General features: G+C 60.8%; 10 protein-coding genes. 4 read left to right on the forward strand and 6 right to left on the reverse strand.

Translation table 11 applies throughout. From position 1 onward, the window contains the following. The 4 genes from ACLIJ1_RS06025 to ACLIJ1_RS06040 are packed head-to-tail and all read left to right on the forward strand — an operon-like array spanning position 1 to position 5063. On the forward strand, positions 1-1998 hold the full coding sequence (locus ACLIJ1_RS06025; RefSeq protein WP_411364561.1) for a type IV secretory system conjugative DNA transfer family protein: 1998 nt from the start codon (positions 1-3) through the stop codon (positions 1996-1998). Between the two features lie 16 nt (positions 1999-2014). Continuing rightward, positions 2015-2650, forward strand: a complete 636-nt coding sequence (locus ACLIJ1_RS06030) for an OmpA family protein (protein ID WP_411364562.1) — start codon at positions 2015-2017, stop codon at positions 2648-2650. A gap of 36 nt (positions 2651-2686) precedes the next feature. After that, entirely contained in the window at positions 2687-3820 is a 1134-nt protein-coding gene (locus ACLIJ1_RS06035) for an LPD7 domain-containing protein (RefSeq protein WP_411364563.1), read from the forward strand. A gap of 10 nt (positions 3821-3830) precedes the next feature. Next, entirely contained in the window at positions 3831-5063 is a 1233-nt protein-coding gene (locus ACLIJ1_RS06040; protein WP_411364564.1) for a DUF1173 domain-containing protein, read from the forward strand. A 103-nt stretch (positions 5064-5166) separates the two neighbouring features. Here the strand turns inward: ACLIJ1_RS06040 and ACLIJ1_RS06045 are convergent, their stop codons facing one another. The 6 genes from ACLIJ1_RS06045 to ACLIJ1_RS06070 form a co-directional block, all read right to left on the reverse strand. After that, complete coding sequence (locus ACLIJ1_RS06045) at positions 5167-7809, reverse strand: DEAD/DEAH box helicase (RefSeq protein WP_411364565.1); 2643 nt, start codon at positions 7807-7809, stop codon at positions 5167-5169. A gap of 53 nt (positions 7810-7862) precedes the next feature. Next, on the reverse strand, positions 7863-15392 hold the full coding sequence (locus ACLIJ1_RS06050; protein ID WP_411364566.1) for a sacsin N-terminal ATP-binding-like domain-containing protein: 7530 nt from the start codon (positions 15390-15392) through the stop codon (positions 7863-7865). 52 nt (positions 15393-15444) lie between these two features. After that, the gene (locus ACLIJ1_RS06055; RefSeq protein WP_411364567.1) at positions 15445-19131 is read right to left on the reverse strand and encodes an AAA family ATPase; all 3687 of its coding nucleotides are present in this window, start codon (positions 19129-19131) and stop codon (positions 15445-15447) included. A 165-nt stretch (positions 19132-19296) separates the two neighbouring features. Continuing rightward, a complete protein-coding gene (locus tag ACLIJ1_RS06060) occupies positions 19297-22359 on the reverse strand; it encodes a type III restriction-modification system endonuclease (RefSeq protein ID WP_411364568.1) in 3063 nt (1020 codons plus the stop codon). A gap of 10 nt (positions 22360-22369) precedes the next feature. Beyond that, the gene (locus ACLIJ1_RS06065; protein ID WP_411364569.1) at positions 22370-24280 is read right to left on the reverse strand and encodes a site-specific DNA-methyltransferase; all 1911 of its coding nucleotides are present in this window, start codon (positions 24278-24280) and stop codon (positions 22370-22372) included. 4 nt (positions 24281-24284) lie between these two features. Next, complete coding sequence (locus tag ACLIJ1_RS06070) at positions 24285-25691, reverse strand: DUF2130 domain-containing protein (RefSeq protein ID WP_411364570.1); 1407 nt, start codon at positions 25689-25691, stop codon at positions 24285-24287. Between the last annotated feature and the right edge of the window lie 2 nt (positions 25692-25693).

Raw genomic sequence — 25693 nt, forward strand, 5'->3', positions numbered from 1 at the left:
ATGGCGCTGCCCATGGCATCGTGGTCGACCGCGCGCAAAGCAGCGGCTGGCATTTTCACAGTCATCGGCTTTGCTGCATTGGTCGTAGCCGCGCTGTACCTGTCGGCCGTGCTCTTCCTGGTCTTCAGCAAGGCAAACCCCAGGCTTGCTGGCTGGAACAGCATCCTCGCCTACTGGCAGCTGTATGCCGATGTGCCGGTGCTTCGGCAGCGGTTGGTCACGGCCATTGGCATGGCTGGCTTTGCCACGCTGATCGTTTTCCCAGGCGCCTTGTACGCTGCCAGTCGCCCCCGCCGGGCCTTGCATGGCGACGCTCGCTTCGCCTCAGCCGCTGAAGTCAAGCGTGCCGGACTCTTGCTGACCGACCAGAACACCAACACCCCGAGCGTTCTGATCGGGCGCTTCCGTGGCCAGTTCCTGGCTCTGCCCGGCCAGCTGTCCGTCATGTTGTCCGCCCCCACCCGCAGTGGAAAAGGCGTGGGGGTGGTGATCCCGAACCTACTTAACTGGCCGGACTCCGTGGTGGTGCTCGACATCAAGGGTGAGAACCATGCCATCACTGCAGGCTACCGCGCCGCCCGCGGCCAGGCAGTCTTCGCCTTTTCCCCTTTCGACGAACAAGCCCGCAGCCACCGCTGGAACCCGCTCACTGCCGTGCGCACTAGCCCCCTGCACCGTGTGGGGGACCTGCTGGGCATCGGGCAGGTGTTCTTCCCTAACGACGGCAGCGGCACCTCGTCTGAGGCCTTTTTCAACGACATGGCCCGAAATCTCTTCCTGGGTTTGGGTTTGCTGTTGCTCGAAACACCCGAGCTACCGAGCACTATCGGCGAAATGCTCCGCCAGTCGTCCGGACAAGGGCAGCCGCTGAAGGACCACTTGAACCAGCTGATCACACAGCGTGTCAGGTCGGGCAAACCCCTTTCAGACGAATGCACCGACGCCTTACGGCGCCTGCTGGGCAATTCGGAGAACACCCTGGCCAGCGTGGTAGCCACCTTCCACGCGCCTTTGACGATATTTGCCGACACAGTTGTTGACGCGGCCACCAGCGCCGACGACTTTCGGCTTGAAGACTTGCGGCGCCAACGCATGTCGGTCTATGTGCGTATCCCGCCGCACCGTCTGGCCAATGCCCGGCCGCTGCTCACCCTGTTCTTCTCCCAGCTTGTCAGCCTCAACACGCAGCACCTGCCAGAGCACGACACATCACTCAAGTACCAGTGCCTGCTGGTCAACGACGAGTTCACAGCCATGGGCCGCGTGGGGGTCATCACCCACTCTGCCGCATTCCTGGCCGGCTACAACCTGCGCCTGCTCACGGTGGTACAGGCCATGTCGCAGCTGGACGCTGTCTACGGGGACAAGGAAGCCCGCACCTTCGCCACCAACCATGGACTTCAGATCCTCTTCGCACCGCGCGAACAGCGCGACGCCGACGAGTACAGCGCCATGTTGGGTCACTTCACGGAGCGGGTCACCACCCGTGGACGCAGTCGCTCTTTCAGCGGGCACGGCCACAGCTCGGTCAGCCGCAACGAGAGCGAGCAACGCAGATCCCTGCTCCTGCCTCAGGAGTTCAAGGAGCTGGGCTCCGAACGGCTGGTGGTGATCTGCGAGAACTGCAAACCGATCCTTGGCGAAAAGATCCGCTACCACCGAGACGAAGTGTTCAGGGCTCGCCTCTTGCCTGCCCCAGTGGTGCCCCGGATGAACACTGACCTTCACCTGGCGAAAGTGCAGCAGCGTTGGCGCTATGCCGACGACGAACTTGGACCGTGCGATGGCCTGGACATTGAGCAACTGGCCTACGACATAGGCCAGCTACCGGCTCTGCAAGAAGGGCCGGCCGAGGACGTCGCTGAGTCCGTCCTGGATTTCCTCGTGGGTCCGAAGCCTGGCGAGGGCGCACCCGGCGGCGCAATCGAACCCCTGCCCGACGAGGACGGGGTGCTGATCACCAAGCCCAACGAAGTCGAACGCGGCGACATCACCTGAAACCTGGAGCACCACCATGCGCGCCTACATCGCATTCACCGCACCATTGTTTGTTCTGCTCACTGCCTGCAGCTCGCCCCCCAAGCCGCCCTCCGTGGAAGAATCGCAGAAACGACCAGTCAACTCGCAAACGGCCATCGAGCTGCAAGTCTGCAAGAACGACCTGCAGAACACCCGAATCCTGGCGACCGAATCCAGTCGCTTGGCTGAAACCACGGCTGCCACCCTGGCGCACATGGCCGCACGGCAGCAGCTGATGACATCGATTCAGGAGAAATCGGTGGCCAACAGCGTGCGCATCGTCCATTTCGGCTTCAACAGCACCCGGGTGTTGATTCCTTCGGAAGAGGCAACGGCCTTGGTGGAAGAAGCCAAAGCCGCCCCGTTGGTTGTCCTCAGGGGCCGCACAGACGGCACCAGCGACTCATCTGCGGAAAGCCGCATCGCGCAGGCCAGAGCCGATGCGGTCCGCGACTATCTGGTCGCGTCCGGGGTGGCCCCCTCCCGGATTCGCACCACGCACCAGCCCAGCGGCGACCACCTGGCCGACAACAGCAGCGCGCGAGGCAGAAACCTCAACCGCCGCGTCGAGATTGAGATCTATCGGGTTCTCCCGTTGTCCCCTCAGGTGTCTGCGCCTCCGCAGTCCTGACCCTGCCCTGTGCAACCACCGATCAAGGAGAAACCCATGGACGAGAAATCTGCGCCAGCCAACCGTGTGAGTCGATCTGCATCGGATGCCAATGCGTCCCTGGGCGGCACGGTGGAACCCGCTGATCGGGCACGGATCGCCATCCGAACCTTCCAGACACCGGAACCGGATCCTGGTGAACGGTTTGAGCTGCGCGACCCTTTTGCCGACCTCACCTACCGCAGCGACCGCTACCAGGACATTTTGGCCAAAGCCGACCAACTGGGCGCGAACCGCTTTGTCGTCCTTGATGCAAGGGGACAGAAGTCCTTCGTTCACAAGATCGATGGACAGTGGCAACGCGAGCCAACGCGGGACGCACAAACAGGTCCCACCCACCCAAAGGCTGACTCGAACGCCATCCCTCCTCCAGCCAAAGAAAAACACGTCGAAACGTCAGACCACTCAGCGCTACGAGAAACCGTTCGGATGAACGCACAGGCCGAACGCGGAGCCCTCGTGGCCCGAGTGGAGGCGTCCCTGAACGATCGCTACATCATCAAGCGCGCGCCGGTCACCCTGGGTGACGTCAGCATCGGCCTCACGGAATACCGGTTCCGTGGCGACACGTCACGCGTGGCATTCACCGAATCCACCTTCCGGCTGGCCACCGACACCAACAGCCCCTCGGTCGCACGCTCGATGGTCGACGTGGCCGAGGCGCGCAATTGGAAGGCGCTGCGCGTCTCGGGCAACGAGGACTTCAAGCGCATGGTCTGGCTCGAGGCCTCCGTGCGCGGCGTGAAGACCCTGGGCTACGAACCGAACCCCGGTGACCTGGAGGTCCTCAAGCGCGAGCGCGAGGCGCGCCAGGTCAACCGCATCGAACCGGCCCGGGATGCGATCAGCGGTGCAGCGGCAGCACCAGCCGAGAAGTCGTCCGCCCGCGGCGGCCGCAGGGCCGTGCTCGCCGCCATCGAGGCGGTGCTCGTCGCCAAGAAGGTGCCGGAGAAGCAGCGTGCCGCCGTGATGGCCGCCGCGACCGAGAAGCTGGCCCAGCGCATCCGCGACGGCCAGGTGCCCAAGGTCAAGGTCTACGACAAGGCCGCGCAGTCGCTGCGGCCCGTCGTCGTCCCCACGCCCGAGATGCAGCGCTCGCGCGACCGCGCCGCTGTGGCGCCCGTGCGATGAGGCCACATCCGTGGAGACTTCGGCCCAGGGCATCACGGCACCGGCCGCGATCTACGAGATCGCCGGCCGGCGCTTCAAGGTCGGAGCGCGAGGGTTCGCAGATGCCATCGCCGACGCCCATGCGGCCCATCAGCGACCCCGCTGCATGTGCCTGGTCGAAGGCGTCGAGATGTACGTGGCGCGCCTGAGCGATGGCTACATCGTAAAGCGCATGCCTGACACGGGAAGCCACCACGCGCCCGACTGCCCGTCCTACGAACCGCCGGCCGAATTCTCCGGCCTGGGGCTGGTGCTGGGCAGCGCGATCGCCGAAGACCCGGCCACCGGCGAGACGACGCTCAAGCTGGACTTCCCGCTGACCAAGATGCCAGGCCGGTCGCAATTGCCGCCCGCGAGCGGTGACAGCGACAGCGCCACCAGTGATGGCACCAGGCTGTCTTTGCGCGGCCTGCTGCACTACTTGTGGGACCAGGCCGAGCTGACACGCTGGCATCCCGGCTTCGCCGGGAAGCGAACCTGGGCCACGGTACGAAGGCACCTGCTCCACGCAGCGGAGCACAAGCTCGCTCGCGGCGGTGCCCTGCGCGCTCGGCTCTACGTGCCGGAACCGTTCTCGATAGACGAGCGCGACGCTATCAACGCCCGCCGCCTCGCTCGGTGGGGGAGCGCCGTGCCGGCCCCCGGGAAGGCGCAGCAGCTGATGTTGCTGATCTGCGAGGTCAAGGAGTTCTTGCCAGCACGCTACGGCTTCAAGGCAATCGTGAAGCACATGCCTGATCAGGCCTTGGCGATCGATGAGCAGCTCTACAGGCGACTCGTCCGGCGCTTCGAGGCCGAACTGGCGCTGTGGGGTGCCAGCGACAACATACACATGGTGATGATCGCCACCTTCGGCGTGAACGGTGTCGGTGTTGCGTCGATCCACGAGTTGTGCCTGATGCCCGTGACTCGGCAGTGGTTGCCTATGAAGGATGGCTATGACATGGAGCTTGTTGAACGTCTGAAGCGAGACGGTCGAACGTTCATCAAAGTCCTTCGCTACAACCTTCCGCAAGAACAATGGATTGCCAGTGCGATTCTGACTGACACGCCAGACTCACCCGTCCCCCTGTTCATCGCACAGAGCAGCGTGACCGACGAGGTATCGGAGTTAAGGCTCGAAAGCTCACCGGCAGCCGACAAGCAGCCTAACTGGACTTGGGAGCCTTGGCATGGTCCCATGCCACCACTCCCCAGCCGATAGGAACCACGAACTTTGCATGACACGCTCGTGGTGCATCTGGCCTAGATGTTCTATGCGAAGAAGCAGCGGGATTCGAGGCTGCCCAGCCAGGACGAGTCTGCCGTCAGCTTGGCCAGAAGACGGCTAGCGTCTTGGCTTGTGGGCTCCCGAAGGGCAGCTTTAGGTCGGCTAGCCTCGCTTGTACGTGTGCGTTGGCAGACTGGACCCATTCGGTGACACTCGCTGCCGAGTCGCCAAGTGTCACCGCATCGGGTCGTAGCGAGCAGGAACGAAGCAGGCGCAGTACCTCCCAGTCTTTGCGAAGTTCGAATACATCACCGACTGCAGTGACTGCGGCAACAATCCGGCTTCCAGGCATGCTCATGTCTGTCACCCGGCTTGAGATTTCCACTACGAGCAGCGGCGCCTCGAGCCCGCCAACCAAGCAGAACGAGCCCAGCATGCGTTCTGACTGGTGAAGCGCCTTTTCCATCAGCGGATGGCCGACGCCCATCAGTTCGCCCTCACTCGGGCTGGCCTTGCGATCGAAGACAAGGTTCTCGTACGACTTCTTGATGGCAAGCGTGGTCAGCCACTCTTCGGGCGTTTTAAATGAAAGGGCCAAGCCCTCGACCTTTGGCCGCCGTCGGTTGAATACCAAGCAATTCTCGAAAAACGGGAGCAGATCGGGAAGGTCCAACGGTGGCACGTCCTTCAGGTCGGACAGATCGAAGCTCTGTGCGTGGCCCACCAAATCCTGGACAGCCTTGATCGCAGCCTCTCCGCCGAGAGTGCCACTGTTGAGGTCGAACCACTCGCCCAACCGCTCTCGCCCGACCCCAACCGCCCCGCTGAACAGCCCATCGAACAAGTTCGCGGCGCTCATGCCGAGGACAAGTTGCATCAGGTCTTCGGGCTCGTCCATCGCCGAACCGATCGCCCGCATAATGCTGTTCAACTTGCTCTCGAGCTTCGCCCAGATCATCGATTCGACCGTGTCGGGATTTCGTAGCGATACGACGCGAACCGGCTTGGTCTGGCCGTACCGGTTCAACCGACCGACACGTTGATGCAGGCGCATCGGATTCCATGGCAGATCGACGTGGATCAGCGCACTGCAGCGCTCCTGAAGGTCGATACCCTCACCGCCGGCTTCTGTCGACACAAGAAACCTCAGCCGCCCGGCATTGAAGGCGTCGCAGGTGTCCTCACGCCGAGCGGACAGTGCGATGAGGCGGCCATCGGGATGCCGGACAGCGTCCAGCCTGTTGTCGCCATTGATGAACCCGACAGACTCGCTGCCGAAACGTTCCATCAGGGCAGAGACAACCAGTGCCTGCGTTCGCTTGTACTCGGAGAAGAGCAGGACGGGTTGATCCGCGAACCGGCTGCTGATGACTTCCATGACCCTGACCACCCTAGTCTCGCTCAGGACTACCCGGCCAGAAGCCAGCAAGTCATCCAGGTGACGCCCCTCGTCTTCCATCAGCTGGATCCGACTGCGCTTCTCGTCACGAAGCCACTCCTCGAACACTCGCACGCCCTCGTCCGTAGTAGGGTCGTCAGTTTGGCTCTCCAGTTCAGCCCTCGTCTTGGCGGCCAGTGAAACCAGCCGGCCGCGCCGGGTCTCGAGAGCAGCCAAGACTGCGGCAACAGAACTCGATGCAAGCTTCTGCAGCGCAATCAACACCAGCATGACCTGGCCGCCCTCGACCTTTCCCAAGCTCGATGCATAGGCCTTGCCGGCCATGATGAAGCTGGACATCAGTTCGTAGAACGACTCCTCCTCCGGCGAGTACGTGAATGTCTCCGGGTACTGCTCAATCGGCATGAAGAGCCGGTTGCCCTTCATGTCAGTCGCCTTCTGCTTTGCATTGCGGATCAGGAACCGCGGCAATGCACCGAGCATGGCGCCTTCGTTCCGCTTAGGTCCAAACACCTGAGGATCCAGCAGCCCCATCAGTGACCAGAAGCCGTAGGCCTTGCCCCGGTGCGGTGTGCCGCTGAAAAGCACACAGGATGGCGTCTTGCCCGCCGCCCGCAGCTTCTCGACAAGCTCAAAACCCTGGGTCTTCGTTGCCCCCTCCTCTGCATTCAGGTGATGGGCCTCGTCGACGATGAGCATGTCCCACTGGGGCGCCTCCAGCAGGCGTTCGTGCCTGCCTTTGTGGTCTGCCCTCAGGGTAGGCAGCGACGCGATGACGATCTGATGGATACCCCAGAAGTCCGACTTCTTGGTATCCAGGTCAGGGTGATAGACAGCAGCTCGAATATCGAACATCTTCTTAAGGCGCTGCTGCCATTGCTCAACCAGTTTGGCCGGGGCAAGTATCAGGAGTCTCTGAACGGTACGGTTTGCCAGCAGCGGCCACAGGATCAAGCCTGCTTCGATGGTCTTCCCCATGCCAACATCGTCCGCAATGAGCAACCGGATCGGCCAGGTCTTGAGCGCGCGGTGACAGACCCAAAGCTGGTGAGGCAGGAGTGATATCCGCGACCTGGTGAAGACGCCCCAGGCATCGTTCACCGACCGGATCGCAGCAGCCTGAACCCGCAGTGCAACCTCCAGAGAGGGTGCTGTTTCCTGAGTTCGGATGGCATCGTCAAGCGACGTGATGACCAGCAGTTCCGACGAAAGAACTTGCTCGATTCCGTGGGTGAATCTGACAACTGCGGTGTCGCGGTCGGTCAGCATGACCAGACCGATACCATGGCGTATATGCCGAACGTTGGCTCCAGGCTGCAGAGGCCGCTGTGTTTCGCTCATGCTCTCTCGCCTTCATTCACAGTTTGTTGTTCAGTCACAGCAGTCTTTCAGCGCTAGCGCGCCAGCACTCGGGCACGCAGTGAAGCGTCCGTCGCAACGAGCTGAAGAGGTATGTCGTAGGCACCGTCGAAGTGCGCCGCCTCTTCTCCCAACTCGTCAACAAGCGCCTGGTAGATTTCCTGGCTGGTCGCTGGGCGGTCGTACCCCATCGCCTCCATCATGTCGCAGAGGCTCTCCGTCGGCATGTACGCCAGTGCCGTTGCGACAGGTCCTCCGAGCAGCCCAGCGCGCAGCAACTCCCTGATAATCAGATGCTGACCCAACCGAAGCATGCCGCGCAGCGTCGGCGCGTCGATGCCGGAGCCGCTCAGAGAAGCGTCCGCGCCAGGTGCCAGAAGGGCCTGGGTCTGGCCTGCCTGTCGAAGGTCGACCGTCGAGAAGATGTGAACATAGACATCCAGCCAACGCGCAACCCGATAGAGGCGCGGAAATAGGTCCATCCACTGCTCAAACAGCGGCGAGTCGTCTTGGATCTCGCCGTACTCGCGCAGAATTCCCATCCAGCCTTCGGCATTGAGATCGGGGGAAGCTTCACAGATGGTGGCCCACCAACCGCGCGAGTGCAGATACTCGAGAAATGCCTTGTTCTGCGCATCCGTGACTCGGCCAATTCGGCGCATCAGACCAAGGCTGAAAACCGTCATCCACGCCTGGCGATTGGACGGGTCCCTGCTCAGCGCCTCACGGTCAGCATGTGCGGGCCAGAGTTGTTTGTCGTAGCTGGCCAACCGCGCATGCTGTTCGGCAGTCCACCATGCGTGAATGGCGTGCAAGTCAGGAAACACCTCCGGCTCGCCTTCGTCCTCAACGCCGTCGGGAACCTCTAGACCAAGCCGCGTCAGCAAGATCGTGCGCTCAGATGGATCAAGTAGTGCGAGTGGCTCCGATTCGCGCGTCAGTTCAAACAGCCAACTTCCTGAGTGCCGGCGCGACAGCATGAACTGGATGGCCTGCAAGCTCTGGGAGCTCTGGACATACAGGTTCTGAAGGATCCAGCGCGCCGCTGCCCGCTGTGCTTCCAGACCGTGGGCTGACAAGATCCACCCGGCCACCGCGACCGCATCCAGGGAGACGCTCGGGAGGTACGGCAACACGTTGTTCCATGCCGCCGGTGTTGAGGCGTATTCGCCACTTAGCCTGAAACCTGACGGAGCAAACATGACCATCAGGTCAGTCCCAGATACTCCTCCACGCAGAAGGTGGCGGCTGAGCTGCCAATCGCCGCTTTCAGAGCAGAGCCGTACTTTTTCGAACTCAGTACGCCACCCGTGATCTTCCATCGGGCCCGCTGGCCATCGGGCGATCACGGCAGCGATGTACTTGAGGTCTTCGGGTTCGAGGCAGGCATCAGGAAGCAGCGAGAAAAGAGCGGCTCGATCGAGTGGCTGCAGTCTGAGCTCTTCGTCGTGGTCGGCGCACTTCAACCATGCGGCGACTTCTGCGCTGCACCATGTGGACTTTGGATGGGTTTGTTCGAAGGTTGGCCAACTTGCGACCTCAGGCAGGACAGCCCGCATTCGTTCGAGATCAACCGAGAGCCTAAGCGCCGATGTCTTCGCGAACGCCGCATCTGAATCTGGCAGCCCATTGGGCACTTCGCCGGTCGTTCGCAGGACCGCGTTGAACAGGACAAGGGAGAACTCGTGCAGCAGTCGCGCATCTTCTGATGGGTCGTCAGGCAGATCAGCCAGGTCCACCGCCCGCCAGAAGCCAGCCCAGAAAACGGCAGCGCTCTGCACCCCAGTGCAGCCCATATCCGCAGCACACGCTGTCCAGTCGCTGCGGCTCTGCTTCAGCAAGCCGGCGACGCCAAGGCTGACTGCCTGTGCGAGCTTCTTGGCCTGTTCGATGTTGCGCTTCGCAGCGCGCCCGGACGCCAGATTGGCGCGTCCCGTGTCGATCTGAAAGGGCGCGTTCAAGACCAGGCCGTGTGCCGGGACGCCGCGCGTCGGCGCTGTGACCCAGATTGCAGGCACCGGGTTGCGCTCAGAACGCTCGAAGGCGACGACACCGTCAGTCCCGAGACGCAAAATCGTCGAGCCAAGCGTGGACTCAAAGACCAGAATTCGAGAAGTGACGAACCCACTCTGGACCGGAAGTCGACACATGCCGACCGAGACCCTGCAGTCGCCATCGACGATCACCTTTGGCGACCATTGGTGCACCTCGTCATCCACGATGACCTTGCGGATCTGACGCGCAAACACCGGAAGCAGTCCAGCCAGCGCGCTGAACCGATCACCGATTTCGCTCCGCTTGATCCTGTCGGGCAATGCCAGTTCGACGACCGTGGTGCGCAGTGCTCTGACAGCGCCCTGATGCCTCACCTGGCATTCCCTGGTCGGTGCACTGGGCGTCCAGCGCTCTGGGAGGCAACCTCCCACTACCCTGAATGAAAGATCACCACTCCACACGCGCGGAGAGTCCGTCGCAAGCAACACACTCTTGAAACCCAGGCCGAACTTGCCAGTCACCTCTTCGGCATCGCTCTTTGCGGTCGCGCCAAGCATCAGCATGCGCTCGAGATCGCTACCAAACTCTGATCTCGCTGAGCCGCTGCGCCCAGTGAAGTTGACTGGCCGACCCCAATGCAGGAAGCGCATCACGCTGTCGGTCTGCTCGAAGACAAAGCGCCCTATGGTGCCCGCATCGAAGGGGGCACGTCCGTCGGCAACCTGGATCAGCTGGAACTCGGTCACTGCATCGTCGGCGTTCTGGAACAGCTCGAAAGGGATGCTCGACAGCTCATACTGGTTGTCGGCAATGCGCTCTCGAATTCCATCGAGAATCACTCGCTGAACATCGCCGTCGCTAGCGACCACCGCGGCAAGTTCATCGACCGCTGAACGGTACGCGTCCTCAGCCTTAGGCCCCTTGCGTCCGAGTTGTTGAGCGCTAGCCCGGTCCCGACGTGCTTTCTCGACCCTGCTCAACGCGGCCTCGATCGTCGGATGCCGGCGAACCCTAGGTAGCTGCTGGAGCGAGTTCTGCAGTCCCTCCAGGATGAGTTGGCGGGCCACAGACAGCGTGATCTGGTCGGCCTCAGCGAACGAGGCCCACAAGGCAGCCAGATTCGCGTGAGGTTGATTGAACACGTGTATGAGCAAGTGCTCCGCTGTTCGCTGCAGCAAGCGCTTGATGTCTTCGACGCCTTGGGTCGCAAGGTCGTCAAGCGGCCGGAAGGTGATCACGACCCCATAGTTGACCTGCCATGAAAGGTCACCCACGAGCAGCGTGTCCGCCTGATCGTCGGGCACCAGGGACAGTTGCAGAGGCTTTCCGACAAGTGACTTGACAACCACCTTACTGCTGTCCGCGATCTTGACAACCGGCTTCACGACGTCCAGCGCCTGAGTCACCGTCATGTCGCCCATCGTCCGCCGGCGTCGCTCGTGTCCCTCTTCCCAGCCCGGATCGATCCAACCCAGAAAGTTGGAATAATCCTCGAACGCCAGTGGCTGCAACCAGGTCTCTGCCAGAGGCCTGGCGGCTGGACCCATCAATCCGAGCAGCGCTCCAACTGCACCGGGTGCACTGGTTTCAGACAGAGGCTCAACCAGTCTCTTCAGTGCCTTCACCAAGGCGCGGGGATCGTAGTCAGGCGCGTCGCCAGCAGGCCCCGATGACGCATCCAGGTGAGGCGTGCTGGTGTTTCTGACAATGACGCCGCTGAGGCTGCTGACTTGGCGGTCATCCAAGACCTTTGATTCATCGACTCCGAACACATCTGTTGCCAAGGCGTCGGCGCGAGCCCACCGCCCATCTCTGGCCAGCAGATGCAAGGACGGCAGTGCCGCCTTGAGCTTCTCGACCGACGTGGCGCAATTTCTCCATTCAGCCAGATAGGTCAGAAATAGGTCGATCGCGGCCTGCTCGGTGCCGAGGTTTCTGATCTCGTCGAGTACCGCCTCGGCTTGCTCCTGCGTAAGTTGCGTCGCGACGCCCTTGACCAACTCGGCAACCACAGCGTCTCGGTCCATGTGCACGAGCGCGCGCTCTATGATCGACCATGCAGGCAGGCATTGCAGCCGCGCAAGCAACGACACGCGCTCCAGGAGCGTGTCCGTGGCTGTCGATGCGCAAGCCCCGACAGTCAGGCCCACAGAGGTCATCATTTGCGCCAGTGCCGGTAGGGCCGCTTGGCCCCCTGGAAAGAGCTTCGCCAACTTTGCGAACCCAGCGCTGGCACGGACTTCATCGGCAAGCGAGTCAACCCCGGCGTAGGCGAACTTGCACTTCACGGAAAGCTCCGCGATGTCCGCCTCCAAACCTGGGATGCGAACCACGCTGTCGGGCGAGATGAATCCACCCGACACCAGCGGAACCCATCGCTTTGACAGCAACAACTGGAGTTGTGTACTCGCTGGCCAGGACGGCCCCGCCAGCTGATCGAGGATGTAGCGCCAGTTTTCTTCGGGCGTCTGCGCTCCCAGCACCAGACCCACCGCGGTCACCGCGGACCATGCCGGGATCCAAAGACGCTGATGCGCGCGATGTTCTGCACTCTCGGACGGAACAATGAACCTCAGGTTGTGTTGCAAGCCTGCCGGTAGCTCGGGCAGGGAGCCGAGAAAGCAGCGGTCACCGATGCTGTCGAATGTGCCTTCGGTGTCGAGATGCAATGGCAGGCGCAGCCACGCCGTCTGATCCTTCACCCGGGCGAGGATCAGTTCCCGTTCATTGGTGGTGAACTGCCCCGCGTCCACACGGGTGAAGTCTGTCGTCTGACGCAGCCGAGTCGTGACCGTGCCTTCTTCCACGTTACGCAGCTTCAAGGCGGGCCAGAGCGCTCCCGGGATCTGGTCGCCCAAGTCGCTGGGCAGGACGTTCCAGGTGTCCGCGTCCACCATGCGCCAAAGCTTGACCCACGGCGAGCTCACACCGCCGGGTTCAAGCCACAAGGGGTCGTCGGAACTGAAATGATCTACCGATGCATGCAACAGGTATCTTGTGGCCTTGGCTGCTTCGACGTTAGTCAGGTCGGCTCCAACTGCCAGTCTGACCAAGGCTCGTCTCGACTCCACCTCCCCGAGGAAGGGCGGCATGCTCGACGCGCCAATAGCCTCCAGCATGGCGGTGATGTCCGAGCTGGAAGGAACCAGTTGGCTGGAAGCGGTCAGGTCTGCTTGGACAAACGCGGCAACGTTTCGCTCAACAACCAGTGGGGCCAACTTCGGAAGTGCCGCAGCGAGCGCTGGCAGGTGCCCAATCCTGTTCAGAGCGTCCGAAACCTTGAAGAGCATTCGGCGCTGGCGAACCTGCAGCAAGTCGTCGAGCGATACGCCCTTGAGGGACAGGTCCCTGACGTCTGTTGCCCGCAGTACCCGCAAGCTCCGGTGACGAAGCATGAACGGCACGTGCTTGCCAGCATCACCAAGCGCCTCGATGAGCTGATCCGCCGTTCGTAGGAGTGGTTCGACGATGTCTGGCTGGGCCGCTTCATCGCGCGAACAGCGCTCGATCTCGCGGTGAATCGCATTCAGCCAGGCTGCGACATCGCTGTCGCCAGCTGCCGTCGTGAGCGTGCCGGCAGGCGGCCCAAGATCACCTGGAAGGAGCAGGGCATGGGTATCGACACTCACCAGCGCCCGGTACAACTGTTCTGGGATGGCGCCCCTTGCGGTGGCGCTCTGTGGACCGACTGCCAACCGACGGTCCGGGTTCAGGAACGACACCAGCCTCTGGAAGATCACCCGATGGCTTCGGAGTGTCGATAGGTCTACGTTACGCAGCACTCCCCTGAGCATCCCAACCAGCGTGTCCTGGACGGAGCTCGCACCGACGTAGCGAATCCTTTCCATGTCGAGAAACTGCGTGAGATACGCCAGCAAGGTCTCACTCGACAAGGTCTCGGCGCCAACGTCCTGCAGCGCTGTGAGCAGAGTCTCCTCATCCCAGCTCGACAGTGCAGGAGCAAGTGAAGGTGCGTCGTCATCGACGAAAACCACGCCCCTCAACTTCGCTAGCCCCGGCAGCGCCCGCCAGGGTCGATCGTGGTCTCGCATGGGCGGGCAAGGTAGCCTCAGCAATCTGGTGCCCGCGTTCCGAACCAAGGCCCAAGCCGGACCCTCCGTGGTCAAGGTGCGCACCCAGGCTGCCTCCCGGCAGAGGTGGCTACCGAACGTGCTGAAGAAGCCGATAGCGCCAGACTCGCCATCGGGGCTGCAGCTTGAGATGGCACCAGTGAGCGCGCGCAGCTCTTCGTCGCGAAGTCCATTTGCGCGGGCGTAAGCGTCCAGTGCTGGCAGGAACTCCGGGAGCACCACCTCCTGCGCCAAAGCCTGGTTCCAGTGCTGCAACACCAACTGCTGCGACGCATGGCGCGGCAGGTCCTCACGCGGTGTGTGTAGGCGTTCGTAGTCAGCAATGCCGCGCCGGCCGGCGTCCACGAAGAACTGGCCGTGAAGGACGATACGGTGCTCCCTTGAAGTGTTCGGTATCTGCGCGACGTAAGTCAGACGCAGTTCCTCTGTCGGCAGGAAAACGGCCCACTGCAACACGAGGCGCCCGACGCGCTTGTCGGCATGCGCAAACATCACAGCGCCTTCTGGACGGGTCTTGTCCGGTACGCTGCCCCACTTGCCAGAGTCCAGGATCGCTATGGACTTGGGCCAGCTGTCATTGCCGCAAAGCGACTCGAACGGCTCCAGCGAAGTGGCTACCCGTTGCGATACGACGAACCGCAGGTGTTCTGCCTTCGGGCGCTGGTCCGCCGCGGTTCCGGTGCACAGCAGGCCATCGCTTCGATGGTCCAAGCGTCTCGCGCCTTCCTCGTCGAGCTGAAGCTCAACCTTGAATGCCCGACCACCTGTAGCACCGGCGAATCGGGCGGTATGAAGGCTACGCAGCAGCGGCAGCAGCAGTCCCAAACGCTGGTCTACCTCGGCGGCCGATAGAAAGTCCAGATCCTCGCCATCGCGGTCTCCGGGGAACCGATCGATGATCCCAGGCAGCCGCTTCCCATCCAATTCGGCCAGATGGTCCTGGCGTCGCAGCGGCACCCAAAGCATGAACCAGGTATGCCCGCTGCGGGCTTCGTCCTGATCACGGGCCACCGCCAAGAGGGTCGCACGATCAGCGTCACTGATCTGCTCCCATCGCTGGTGGGTCTCAGAAGTGTTTTCGTCGCCAAACCAGGGGCTGAGGATTTCGCAGTGCTCTTCCCGCCCGTCAAAGGCCACATAAAAGAAGCCTTCGCACAAGTGAAAGACGCTCTTCATTCCCAGGCCGAACTTTCCGATCGCACTGTCGTCGGCAGCCTTGCTGTTCAGCCCGAATGACCTGATCGCCTGCTTGTCCTTGGCCTGAAACCCGCCGTCGTTCAGCACCCAGAGCGCTGGCCCTTGCAGCAGGGGATGATCAACGCCGGATGTGAAGCCGGCGTGATGTCCAAAGACCAGACTTCCTGCACCTGCATCGTCGGCGTTCTGGACCAGTTCCTTCAGGATCGGAAAGCCGCTCTTGTATCTATCGCGAAGGTTGTCGGCGATCAGATTGACGTAATTGGTCGTGTACTTTGCCATCGGTCAAGTCGTCGCTTTGAGGAGGCGGCTGAGGGTTGTTTTGGTGTGCATATCAGCCGCCGACCAGCGCAATTGCTGCCTTGACGCTCTCGCCGTCGAAGGGCTTTGCCGCCGACTCGGTCGTGGTCACCAACATGCCGGCGCTGCCACCGCCTTCCTCCGCCGGCAAGACACCATGCGCTCGGTACCAGGCCAACTTCTTCTCCCAAGCAAGGCGGTAGTCCGGCCGATCGAGCATGCCCAGGTGCTCCCAGTAGAAGGTTCGGCCCGAAATCTCGTCTTCGATCGTGAAGTCTGGAAACCGCGTCACGCCGCCCAGCTTCAGTGGCTTCTCGTACTCGAACGAGATCTTCGCGGTGGCCAGGGCCTCGGAGATGATCCACTCCGACTTCGACCGCACGGTCAGACCTCGGCTGGTGCGATAAATCAGGCCTTCTTGCAAGAAGGTGCTGCCCTTGACTTGGGGTACTTCGACCATCCGGCAGGGGTTGACGAGGTTGGTCATGCGTCGAGCCGTTTCGGACCGGTGCGGCGCCGCAAAGTCCTTTAACACGGTCCGTGGGCCCTGGTGTAAGACGACGACCCGGTGCTGGTGGCGGGTCAATGCCGTGTAAATCAACTCCCTGGAGAGGATGGGATGCGCCTCGGGCACGACAACCACGACCAGCTCGAATTGACTGCCTTGGGCCTTGTGGATGGTCAATGCATACGCCAGCTCCAGCGAAGCATCCCCCTCTTCGCGGAAGTCGCTGCCGTAAAAGCTGTAGGCGTGTCCCTTCTGCGAGGCAAACTCCACCGCCAAGGTTTTCGGGTTGCCGCGCGTCTTCCACTGCCCCACAGTGATGCCGATCTCGCCATTGGCTAGGTACCCGATGGCACCTTCCTGTGGGTAGACCCGCTTACCGTCACGACGATGGTTCGACAGGTTGATGACCTTGTCACCGTAGACGATTCGCTCCACACCCATCGGCTTCGGAATGGACCGCGGCCGCTTAAAAGCCAGGTCCATGAAACCGCGGCGGAACTTCTCGTGGATCTGCCGGTTGATGTCGCCAACGCCAAAGGGCATGCCACGCAATGGACTGAGGATTTGCCATGCCTCGGCAGCTTCGACTGCTCCAGCCTTACCCCCGCGCGTGGCATTGAAGTAGTCGTACTCGCCGACCTCAGTGGCACCCATCACGCGGTTGAAGCCGCGCACGTCGTCAATGCTGGTGAGCTTCAGCTCGCGCTGCAGCACCTCCATCAACTTGGTCTGAAAGTCCTCTGGTGTCTTCCATTCAACAAAGCTGATCGTGGCGTGCTGCTCTGCGTCGGCTGAGAAGACGTCGTCCTCGCCAGCGAAAGGTGTCGTGGCGCTGAACCAGCGGGCAAAGCGCAGGTCAGCCCTGTCGCTGCCAACCTGCCTGCGTTCGATGGTCAGCTCGGCATAGCCGGGCGTCACACGCGGGAACCTTGCCTCGTAGTCTGCCGGTTTCAGCTTAGCGATGATGTCCACAAACGGACGGCCAGCACCAATAGGCGGCAACTGCGCCGGGTCACCTACGAAGATGAAACGCTTGACGCCCTGCAACGCGTCAAACAACGCGCCGATCATGTCCTCGGTCAGCATCGACGACTCGTCCACGATCACCGTGCCGAATCCAGTCGCCTTGGGCCGATCACTTAGGTAGTAGCGCCCAGCCTTGCCGTCGTAGCGGCTGTTCTGATTGAGAAACTGCGCGAGGGTCAAGGCCCGCGCACCGCTGGATGCCAGTTCCTGCATGCGCACACGTGCCTTGCCCGTGGGGGCGAGCAACAGTAAGCCGTCGGCCACGACTTCGGGCTGCGCGCACAGGATGCTGAGCACCGATGTCTTGCCAGCCCCGGCGGGCCCGGCCAGCACACAGAACCGGGCCTCTGCAAGCTCCTTGAGCGCAGCCGCCTTTTCAGCCTGAGCACGCGTTTCCTCAGTGCTAGCTGCCTTACCGAACTTCGCCTCCAGCAACGCGGCCCAGTCACGCGCAAGCACGTGGCGCTGGCCGCCGACTCGCCCAAGCGCCTGTTTGCGAACCAGATCCGCAATGGCACGGTACCGCTCAAGCTGCAGCGCGTCGCCGTCGTTGACCCGCGCCGCAACGATCTCTGGCGCCATGTCGTTGAGGCGGGCGGCGAGCATGTCGCCGGTCACCGGGCATGGGGGGCACACCGGCGCCGCCTGAACTGCTTCCACAACATGCTGCAGCGGTAGCAGCGTGTGCCCAGATGCGGCGGCCTTCTCCAGCGCAGACAAGGTGAACGCGCGCACCCGGCGCAAGTCTGCGGCCGAGTCCAGGCCCGACGGTTTGTCGAGCGGGTGCAGCAGCCGAACCGCGTCATCGGGAAACACGCCGCGGTCCACCGTCAGCAGCCGCACGCCCTGCGGGTCCTGCCGGGTGACTTCGTAGAGGCGGTAGGGGTTGCCCAGGATCTCTTTGTCCGTAGCAACCCACGACTGCTTCGCGCGCGCACCGGCGTCGTACAGATTGCTTGCCTGCTCGACGCTCACCTCGAACCGGCTCAGGAGCTTCAGGTAGGCACGGCGCTCAGGCGGCAAAGCCTTCCAGGTCGGTGCCAGTTCCTTCACGTCGTGACGCAACGCCTGCGGCAGGTGCGCCGCCGGGTTCTTGAAGACGTCGTCGATGATCGGCCACGGGTCGGCGTTGTCGCCAGCCTTCTGCTGAACCGCGTGCGCAACGAAGACCCCGCGCGCTAACCCGAACGCCGTCATCACCGGCCCCAGGCCCGGATAGGGCCCACGCACCTTCCACAGCCGCGCCAGCTCGGTATGCAGCCACTCGCGCTGCCACCCCGTAGCGATGCCAAGCTCGGTCTCGATACGCCCCAACGCGGTGTCGAGCGAGAGCAGCGCAGCAATGGCGCCATCATGGGTGACCAGTTCGCTGCCATACGAAAACTCGCCCCAATGCTCCTCGGGCGCGTGGGCCGTATAGCGCTCAAGGTCCAGTCCCGAGTCGGCTGCCGAAAGCTTCAGCAGCTCCACGTATGGCATCAGGAAGCCATCCTTGCCTTTCGGGCGGATGGAATGCTGGACAGGGCGCTCCCACACCATCCCGGGCATCCCCTCGCCCTCCTGCAGGTACGGTGACAGCTTGCCGACCTGCTTGACCCGACCAACGCCAACCAGGATGCGGCCCGTACCCTCCACGAAGGGCACGTGCTTGGCATAGAACAGGCAAAGCGATGCCTCATCGCGGAGATGCGCCGCAAAGCCGTCCAGCAGCGCCGTCTGGTTGGATGCCTCGTGCACCCAGTTGGTGGCGTAGCCGAGGTCAGGCTCACGGCTCTCGTCGGCGTCCAAGTCCAAGGAGTCGGCGTAGTAGGGCAGGTTCTCGCCCATCATCCAGCGGAAAGGCACGATACCGGCCGAGTACGCCGGGTAGCGCTGCGGCGTCGGCCTGAAGTGACCGTAGTGCTCCTGGTTCACCTCGGCCAGCGCATGGCGCTTGACGACTTCCAACTCGAAGGGCGCCATGAAAGTAGCCCGCTCGTTGACGCAACAAGGCCAGTTCTCGCGCGGCAGGTCTTCAAGACTGCGACCGTGAAACTTGACCTCTTGCTCGTCATGTTTCGCCAATGCGATGCCCTTGAGCTTGGCGCAAGCGCCGTTGAGCTGCGGCGCTGCACACACGGTGCCGGCCCATCCGCCGTCATGCCAGGGGACCCTCACCGACAAGTGCCGCAGCGGAAAGTTGTTCAACTTGTTCTCCCTATTCCTGAAATGCGTGTTTGTTACAGCCAACTCGCCCGCAGAACTCAGACCTCATGTGGCTTCGTGTCGTCAAACGAACACACCGGCAGTCGATGCCTGCAGCGGCTGCGTTGAGTCAATCTTGACTTCACCCAGACTCGTCGTTGTTGAGCACTACTTCACCAGTTCCATCAACTTGCCGAAGCTGTCCACCACGTCGTACCTGACCTGCTCAGGCGCGAACTTCTGATTGATGTCATCAAAGAACTTGCGGGCGCACTTGATCTTGGTTCTCTCGATCTCGCGCAGTTCCATGGAAGACATGGTGCCCTTGGTTTCGGCTACGAAGTAAACGTGCTTGACCGCGCCTTCCTTGAATGAAATGGCCCAGTCGGGGTTGTAGTCGCCCACTGGCGTTGGGATCAGGAATCCGCGTGGCAGCTTGGCGTAGACCACGACATCGCCGCTGGTGTCCAGTTCCTTCACGAACTGGCGTTCGATGTTGGAGTCGGTCAGCACGTAGTCGTATATGTGGCGTTGCAGCTTGTCGCCGGCCTTGCTGAAGTCTTGCTTGGTCAGACCCGCCGTGAAGATGTCGAGATCGAACTTGTCTTCCACCGGGTCGTAGGCCAAGTGCTCGATGATGACCGTTGCCTTCTGCTCGTTAATCAAGCGGATGGCTTCGGCGATGAAGCTTTCGGGGTTGGTCTTGAACTGCGCGAAGACTGCGACGTTCATGCCCTTCAGGATTTCTGCAATCGTGCGGCGGGTGAGCTGCGTACCTTCGGCAAGCTTGCCGATGAGGTCGTACTTGACGGCCGAGTGCACCGACAGGCGGTTGACCTCGGTTTCCGTGGCCTTGAGCTTGAACGCTTCGCCTGACTTGATGCCGTCGTAGGTGACGGCCTCGGCCTGCTCGCCGCGCTGGATCGTGTACTGCAACGGGGTGACACGAAGGCCTGCGTCTTTGTCGTTCAGCACGGCCACGGCCTTCTGGACCAGCTCGGCCTCTTCGAAGCTGACGCTGTAAGCGGCCTTGCGGTTGATGCGGCCCCACAGGGCTTTGAACTCCTGCTTGTCGAAGTTGGCGTTGAGCGGATTCTTCTTGGGGCGGCGGTCGTCGCCGATCTCTGGCATCTGTGCCTCGCTAAAGACGCCATCGACCAGCTTGAAGACCTGCTCGCCGAGCGGCGCAAGCTCCTCAGGCAAGGTCGCCAAAGTTCCGCTTTTCTTGTCCTGGTGGTACTTCTCAGTGACGTTGCGCTTCTTGTCCACGTACCCGTTCTGGATCAGATAGAACTCGATGTCAGTAGCTTGGTCGTCGGTCACCGTGATCGGACCAGCCGCCGTAGTCACAATCTTGCCCGCGAAGTAGGCCTTGTCAGCCACCTTCGGACGGGCAGACAGCGAGTCGCTGATGTCCTTCTGCAGCGCGGCGACGAAGTCCTTGTAGCTCTCGCTGGCCACCACGGTGAGCACGTTCACGTCATGAACGATGGCTGGATGGTCCATGCGATCGCCGTGCTGGTTGACGGACAGGCGCAGGCCCCGGCCGACTTCCTGACGGCGCGAGATGGTGTTGTCGCTGTGCTTGAGCGCGCAGATGACGAACACGTTCGGGTTGTCCCAGCCTTCGCGCAAGGCCGAATGCGAGAAGATGAAGCGCACCGGCTCGGCGAGGCTGAGCAATTGCTCTTTCTTGCGAAGAATGAGGTCGTAGGCCTCCACGTCGTTGGACAGGCCCGCGTTTTCGCCGCGCTTCTCGATGTCCGGGTCAACGTCGCGCTTGGTCCTCTTGTCGATGGAGAAATAGCCGCTGTGGGTGCTCTCGGCGGTGATGCCCTTGAGGTACTTGACGTAAGCCGTCTCGTCCAGGTCCAGCATCTCGTTGAGGTACAGGTTGTATTCCTCTTCGAAGATGCGGGCGTACTCGCCCTTCTCGTCGGGCTGCGAGTAGTCGCGGTACTTGGCCACCTCGTCGATGAAGTACAGCGTCAAGACCTTCACGCCTTGCTGGAACAAGGCCTGCTCCTTGTCGAAGTGGGCCTTGATCGCCTCGCGAATCTGGATGCGGCGCAGCGCCGCCTCGGTCACGTCGCCGGTGGCATCACCCACCGTCAACTGCAGCCCGTTGGTGAAGCTCAGGGTGTCGGTGTTGGCATTGATGTCCGACACCACGAAGCCGTCGCGGTACTGGTCTAACCCGTTCGAGAAGCCGTCTGAAAAGAGGTTGTCGCCCTTGGACAGCTTCTTGACCACGCGCTTGATGTTGCCGCCTGCCAGCTTCTGCTCGAACTCGATGCGGGCCTCGGGCGGCTTCTTGCTCGAAATTTCGATGGATTGCAGGTACAGGTAGCCCGCAGTGCCCGCCAGGCCCTTCACCGCGATGCCGCGCACGGCGATCTTCTTCACCAGCTTCTGGTTGTAGGCGTCCAGCGCGTCCAGGCGGTGAATCTTGTTGTGCGTCGTCTTGTGCGTGGCCGAGTAGCGCAGCACCATCAATGCCTTGAACTCCTCCAGGGATTTCAAGGTCTGCGCACCTTCCATCTTCTGCGGCTCGTCCAGGATCAGGATGGGCCTGTTCGCGCTGATGACATCAATCGGGCGTCGAGACTGGAAATCGTCCAGCACTTCGTAGATGCGGCGGTTGTCGGCACCACGGGCAGCAAAGGCCTGCACGTTGATGACCATGACGTTGATGCCAGCATCCGACGAAAAGTTCTCCAGGTGGTGCAGCTGCTTGGAGTTGTAGATGAAGAAACGCGCCTTCTTCTGGTAGGTCTCCAGGAAGTGCTCGGCGGTGATCTCCAGCGACTTGGCCACGCCCTCACGGATGGCGATGCTGGGCACAACGATTATGAATTTGCTCCAGCCATAGCGGCGGTTCAGCTCGAAGATCGTCTTGATGTAGCAGTAGGTCTTGCCCGTGCCCGTTTCCATCTCCACATCGAGGTTGACGCGGGCGACCTTGTTCTTCACCAGCGTGTCAGACACGGGCAGGTTCTGGCCGCGTTGCACCTGCTGGATGTTGTCCAGCAAAGCAGGGTCGGTCAGCGCGAAGTCTGCGTTCTTGAAGCCGGAGTCGGAGAAGAGGTCTTCCGTGCCCTTCTTGGCTTGGCCCGGGTCGATGCGATAGGTGATGGCCTCCGCGGATGCGGGTGGCTGGCCCTTGAAGCAGTCCACCACGGCTTGCACCGCCGCAGACTGATAGGCCTGGGTCTTGAACTTGAGTTTCATCGCCAGCCTTTCAGATGCACTTCACTTCTGTGGCAGGCGACAGCAGCTTGAAGATTTGCTCCACGTTAATTTTGACCGAGCTGTCCTTGAAGCCCGCGTCGCGGAACACCACGCGCAGCGGCTGCACCTTGGCCAGCTCTTTCACGAAGTCTTCATCGACGCCGCCATGACCATCGAAGCAGGCAGCCAGTGCATTGCCGTCCACCAGGAACACGTCTTTGCCTTGAATGGTCTGTTTGGCGATGGGCAGAGAAAGGTCAACGCCCCAATCGAGCATCACTTGGAACAGCAGATCCTCGGGTGTGCGGTCAGGTTTGACGTTGTCAGTTAACAGGCCGATTTGATCTTTTTCGAGATTATCTGCGGCGTAATAGACATCGACCATATTCGATGTATCTATCTTGAGTGCACGAAATCCAGCATCGATCTGATATCCATCCCCGCGAATTTTCTTTCCGGCACGGCGAATTCGCTCCCTGCTGACTCCAGAAATAGTCTTGTGGCCAGCATTGAAGGCTTCAGAATCTTCTGCGCACCTCTCTGGCAACTGAATCATGATGAAGCGACGTTTGCCTCCATCCTCGGCATTTAGCTGCATTACTGCATCTGCAGTTGCAGAAGATCCAGAGAAGAAGTCCAAAACAATACCGTCATCATTCCCGTGTAGGGATATGAACCACTTGATGAGTTGAGTCGGCTTGGGTGTGTCAAAAACCTTCACGCCAAAAAGCTCTTTCAATTCTCTGGTGCCATCTGCATTTGTACCAAACTTGTCCAGCCAAGTGCTCCATCCGACAGACTTCTTCACGTCGCGAATTTTCTCATATGGAACCCATCTTTCAGTAGCTCCATTGACAGACTTTCCATCGTCGAAAGGACGTTTCTCCCAATGAAAGAAATCAGGATCAGTCTGCGCCACAAGAATGTCAGGATTGTCTTTCCCCCAGCGCCAATGCCCCTCCTTCCCATCGTTTCGGTAAGGGAAAACGGATTCACCAGTCGGGCATTTGAGCTCATAAAACTGATTGGGTCTGTCTGACCGCAAGGATGTTCCTCCCCACTTCATCAACTCCCGCCCCTTCCTGTAGGGTCCATTTTTATCGCTAAGGTTCAGGGCGCCAGTGGATCTCTCGTCTTGGGACACACTTTCTGCTGAGGATTTGAAGTAGATTAGCAAATACTCGTGACCGGTCCTAAGTCCCGTCTTTTCCTTTCCCCCACTTGCCTCGGAGAGCCAAGGAGCACAGGCTAGCCTATTTGAATAGCCGAAGATTTCATCCAGCAACTTGCCGAGCTGAAAAACTTCTTTGTCATTGATCGAGACAGCGAGTATGCCGTCATCTGCCAAGAGATTGGCCATGACTCGCAATCGTGGATACATCATGCTCAACCAGTCGGAATGAAATCGACCATTCGTAGCTGGATTTGAAACAAGACGATTTCCTTCGTTATCTACCTGATTTGATCGGCGCAAGTATTCCGCCGAATCTGCAGAAAAATCGTCTTCATAGAGAAAATCGTTCCCAGTGTTGTATGGTGGGTCGATGTAAATCATCTTGACCTTGCCAAGATAGGTTTCTTGCAGCAACTTCAGTGCATCAAGGTTGTCGCCTTCGATGAACAGGTTCCTGGTGGTTTCGAAGTCCACACTTTCATTGCGGCAGGGGCGCAACGTCTTGGCGATTGGCGCATTTGCCGTTAACAGCGCATCGCGTTTCCCAGGCCAGTTCAGTTGGTAGCGTTCCTGTGGCCCTTCAACAATAGAATCGGAAAGCTCTTGCCGCAACTGATCGAAATCTACCGCAAGCTTTATGCTTCCATCTTCACCCCTGCCCTCGGTCACACAGCTAGGAAACAGGTCGCGAATGCGTGCAATGTTGTCCTGCGTGAGGTTGGGCGAGTGCATCTTCAGTTTTTCCATCTTGTTATTCCGTGTCTTTGGCCGCTTGCTTCAGCTCGGCAAACTTGGCCGCCATGGTGGGGTTGCCCCGAGTCAGTTTCTTGATAGTGACATCCTGCGCTTTGTCGTTGGCCAGCCGCAGGTTGCGGTCGGCGCCGAGCAAGGCTTCTTTGGTCTTCTGCAGGTGGTCTATTGACTTGTCGATTTCGTCGATGGCCGTTAGAAAACGTCGCGAAGCCAGGTCGTAGTTCTTGGCAAATGCCTCCTTGAAGCTATCCAGCTGGTTTTCAAAGTTGGTGATGTCGATGTTCTGTGACTTCACCAAGGCCAGCTCGGTCTTGTACTTGAGCGAGTTCAGGGCCGCGTTGCGCAGCAGCGTGATGATGGGAAGGAAGAACTGTGGGCGCACCACGTACATCTTTGGAAAGCGGTGCGACACGTCGATGATGCCTGTGTTGTAGAGCTCACTCTCTGGCTCCAGCAGTGAGACCAGCACGGCGTATTCGCAGCCCTTTTCGGAGCGGTCTTTGTCCAGCTCCTTGAAGAAGTCTTCGTTCCTTTTCTTGGTGGCAGTTGTGTCGTTTTCATTCTTCATTTCGAACATGATCGACACGATTTCGGTGCCCGCGTCGTCCGAATCTTTGAAGATGTAGTCACCCTTGCTGCCGCTGCTGGCGTCGTTGTCCTTTTCAAAGTACGCGCGGGGAAACGCCATGGCGCGGAGGCGGTTGAACTCTGTTTCGCAGTGCTGCTCCAGGGTTTCGCCCACCATCTTGGTGGAGAGCTTGGCCTTGAGGTCTTTCAGGCGTTCGATGGCGTCTTCGCGCTCCTTGATCTGGAGTTCGTACTTTTCTTTGAGCGACTGCTCGGCCAGGCGCTTCTCCAGCTGCGCTTGTTCAAAGCGGCTTTTGAACTCGTCCCGCTGCTTTTCAACCGTGCTCAATGCTTGGTTGACGGCCAATTGCTGGTCCTTGGTGGCGACGTCCAGTTGCGCCCGCAAGGCTTGTATTTCGGCGGCACTGGCGGCAGCTGCCTGTTGCAGATCGGCCAAGCGTTGTGCTTGCGCCAGTGCCGCGGCGGCTTGGTTGTCGCGCTTGACTTGCTCCAACTGGTGGGCCAGAGCGTCGCGCTCTTTCTCAGCACTGCTCAGTGCCTGGGCTACCGCCAGCTGTTGCTCCTGATTGGCTGAGGTCACCTTGGCTTGCAAGGCCTGAATTTCAGCATCCTTGGCTGCCGCGGCATTCTGCAACTCGCTGGTCAACTGCGCCTTGGCCAGCTCGACCGCACTTTGCTTGTCCTTCTCGGCCAGCTCCAGCCTTTCGTGCAGTTGCTGCTCAAACGCGCTGTCGCGCACTTGCTTGAGGATGTCTGCATAGCCAGCCTCGTCAATCTTGAAGGCTTTGTGGCAGTGGGGGCAGATGATTTCATTCATGG

This window comes from Hydrogenophaga sp. RWCD_12 (genome assembly GCF_046604225.1).
GTDB lineage: Bacteria > Pseudomonadota > Gammaproteobacteria > Burkholderiales > Burkholderiaceae_C > Hydrogenophaga.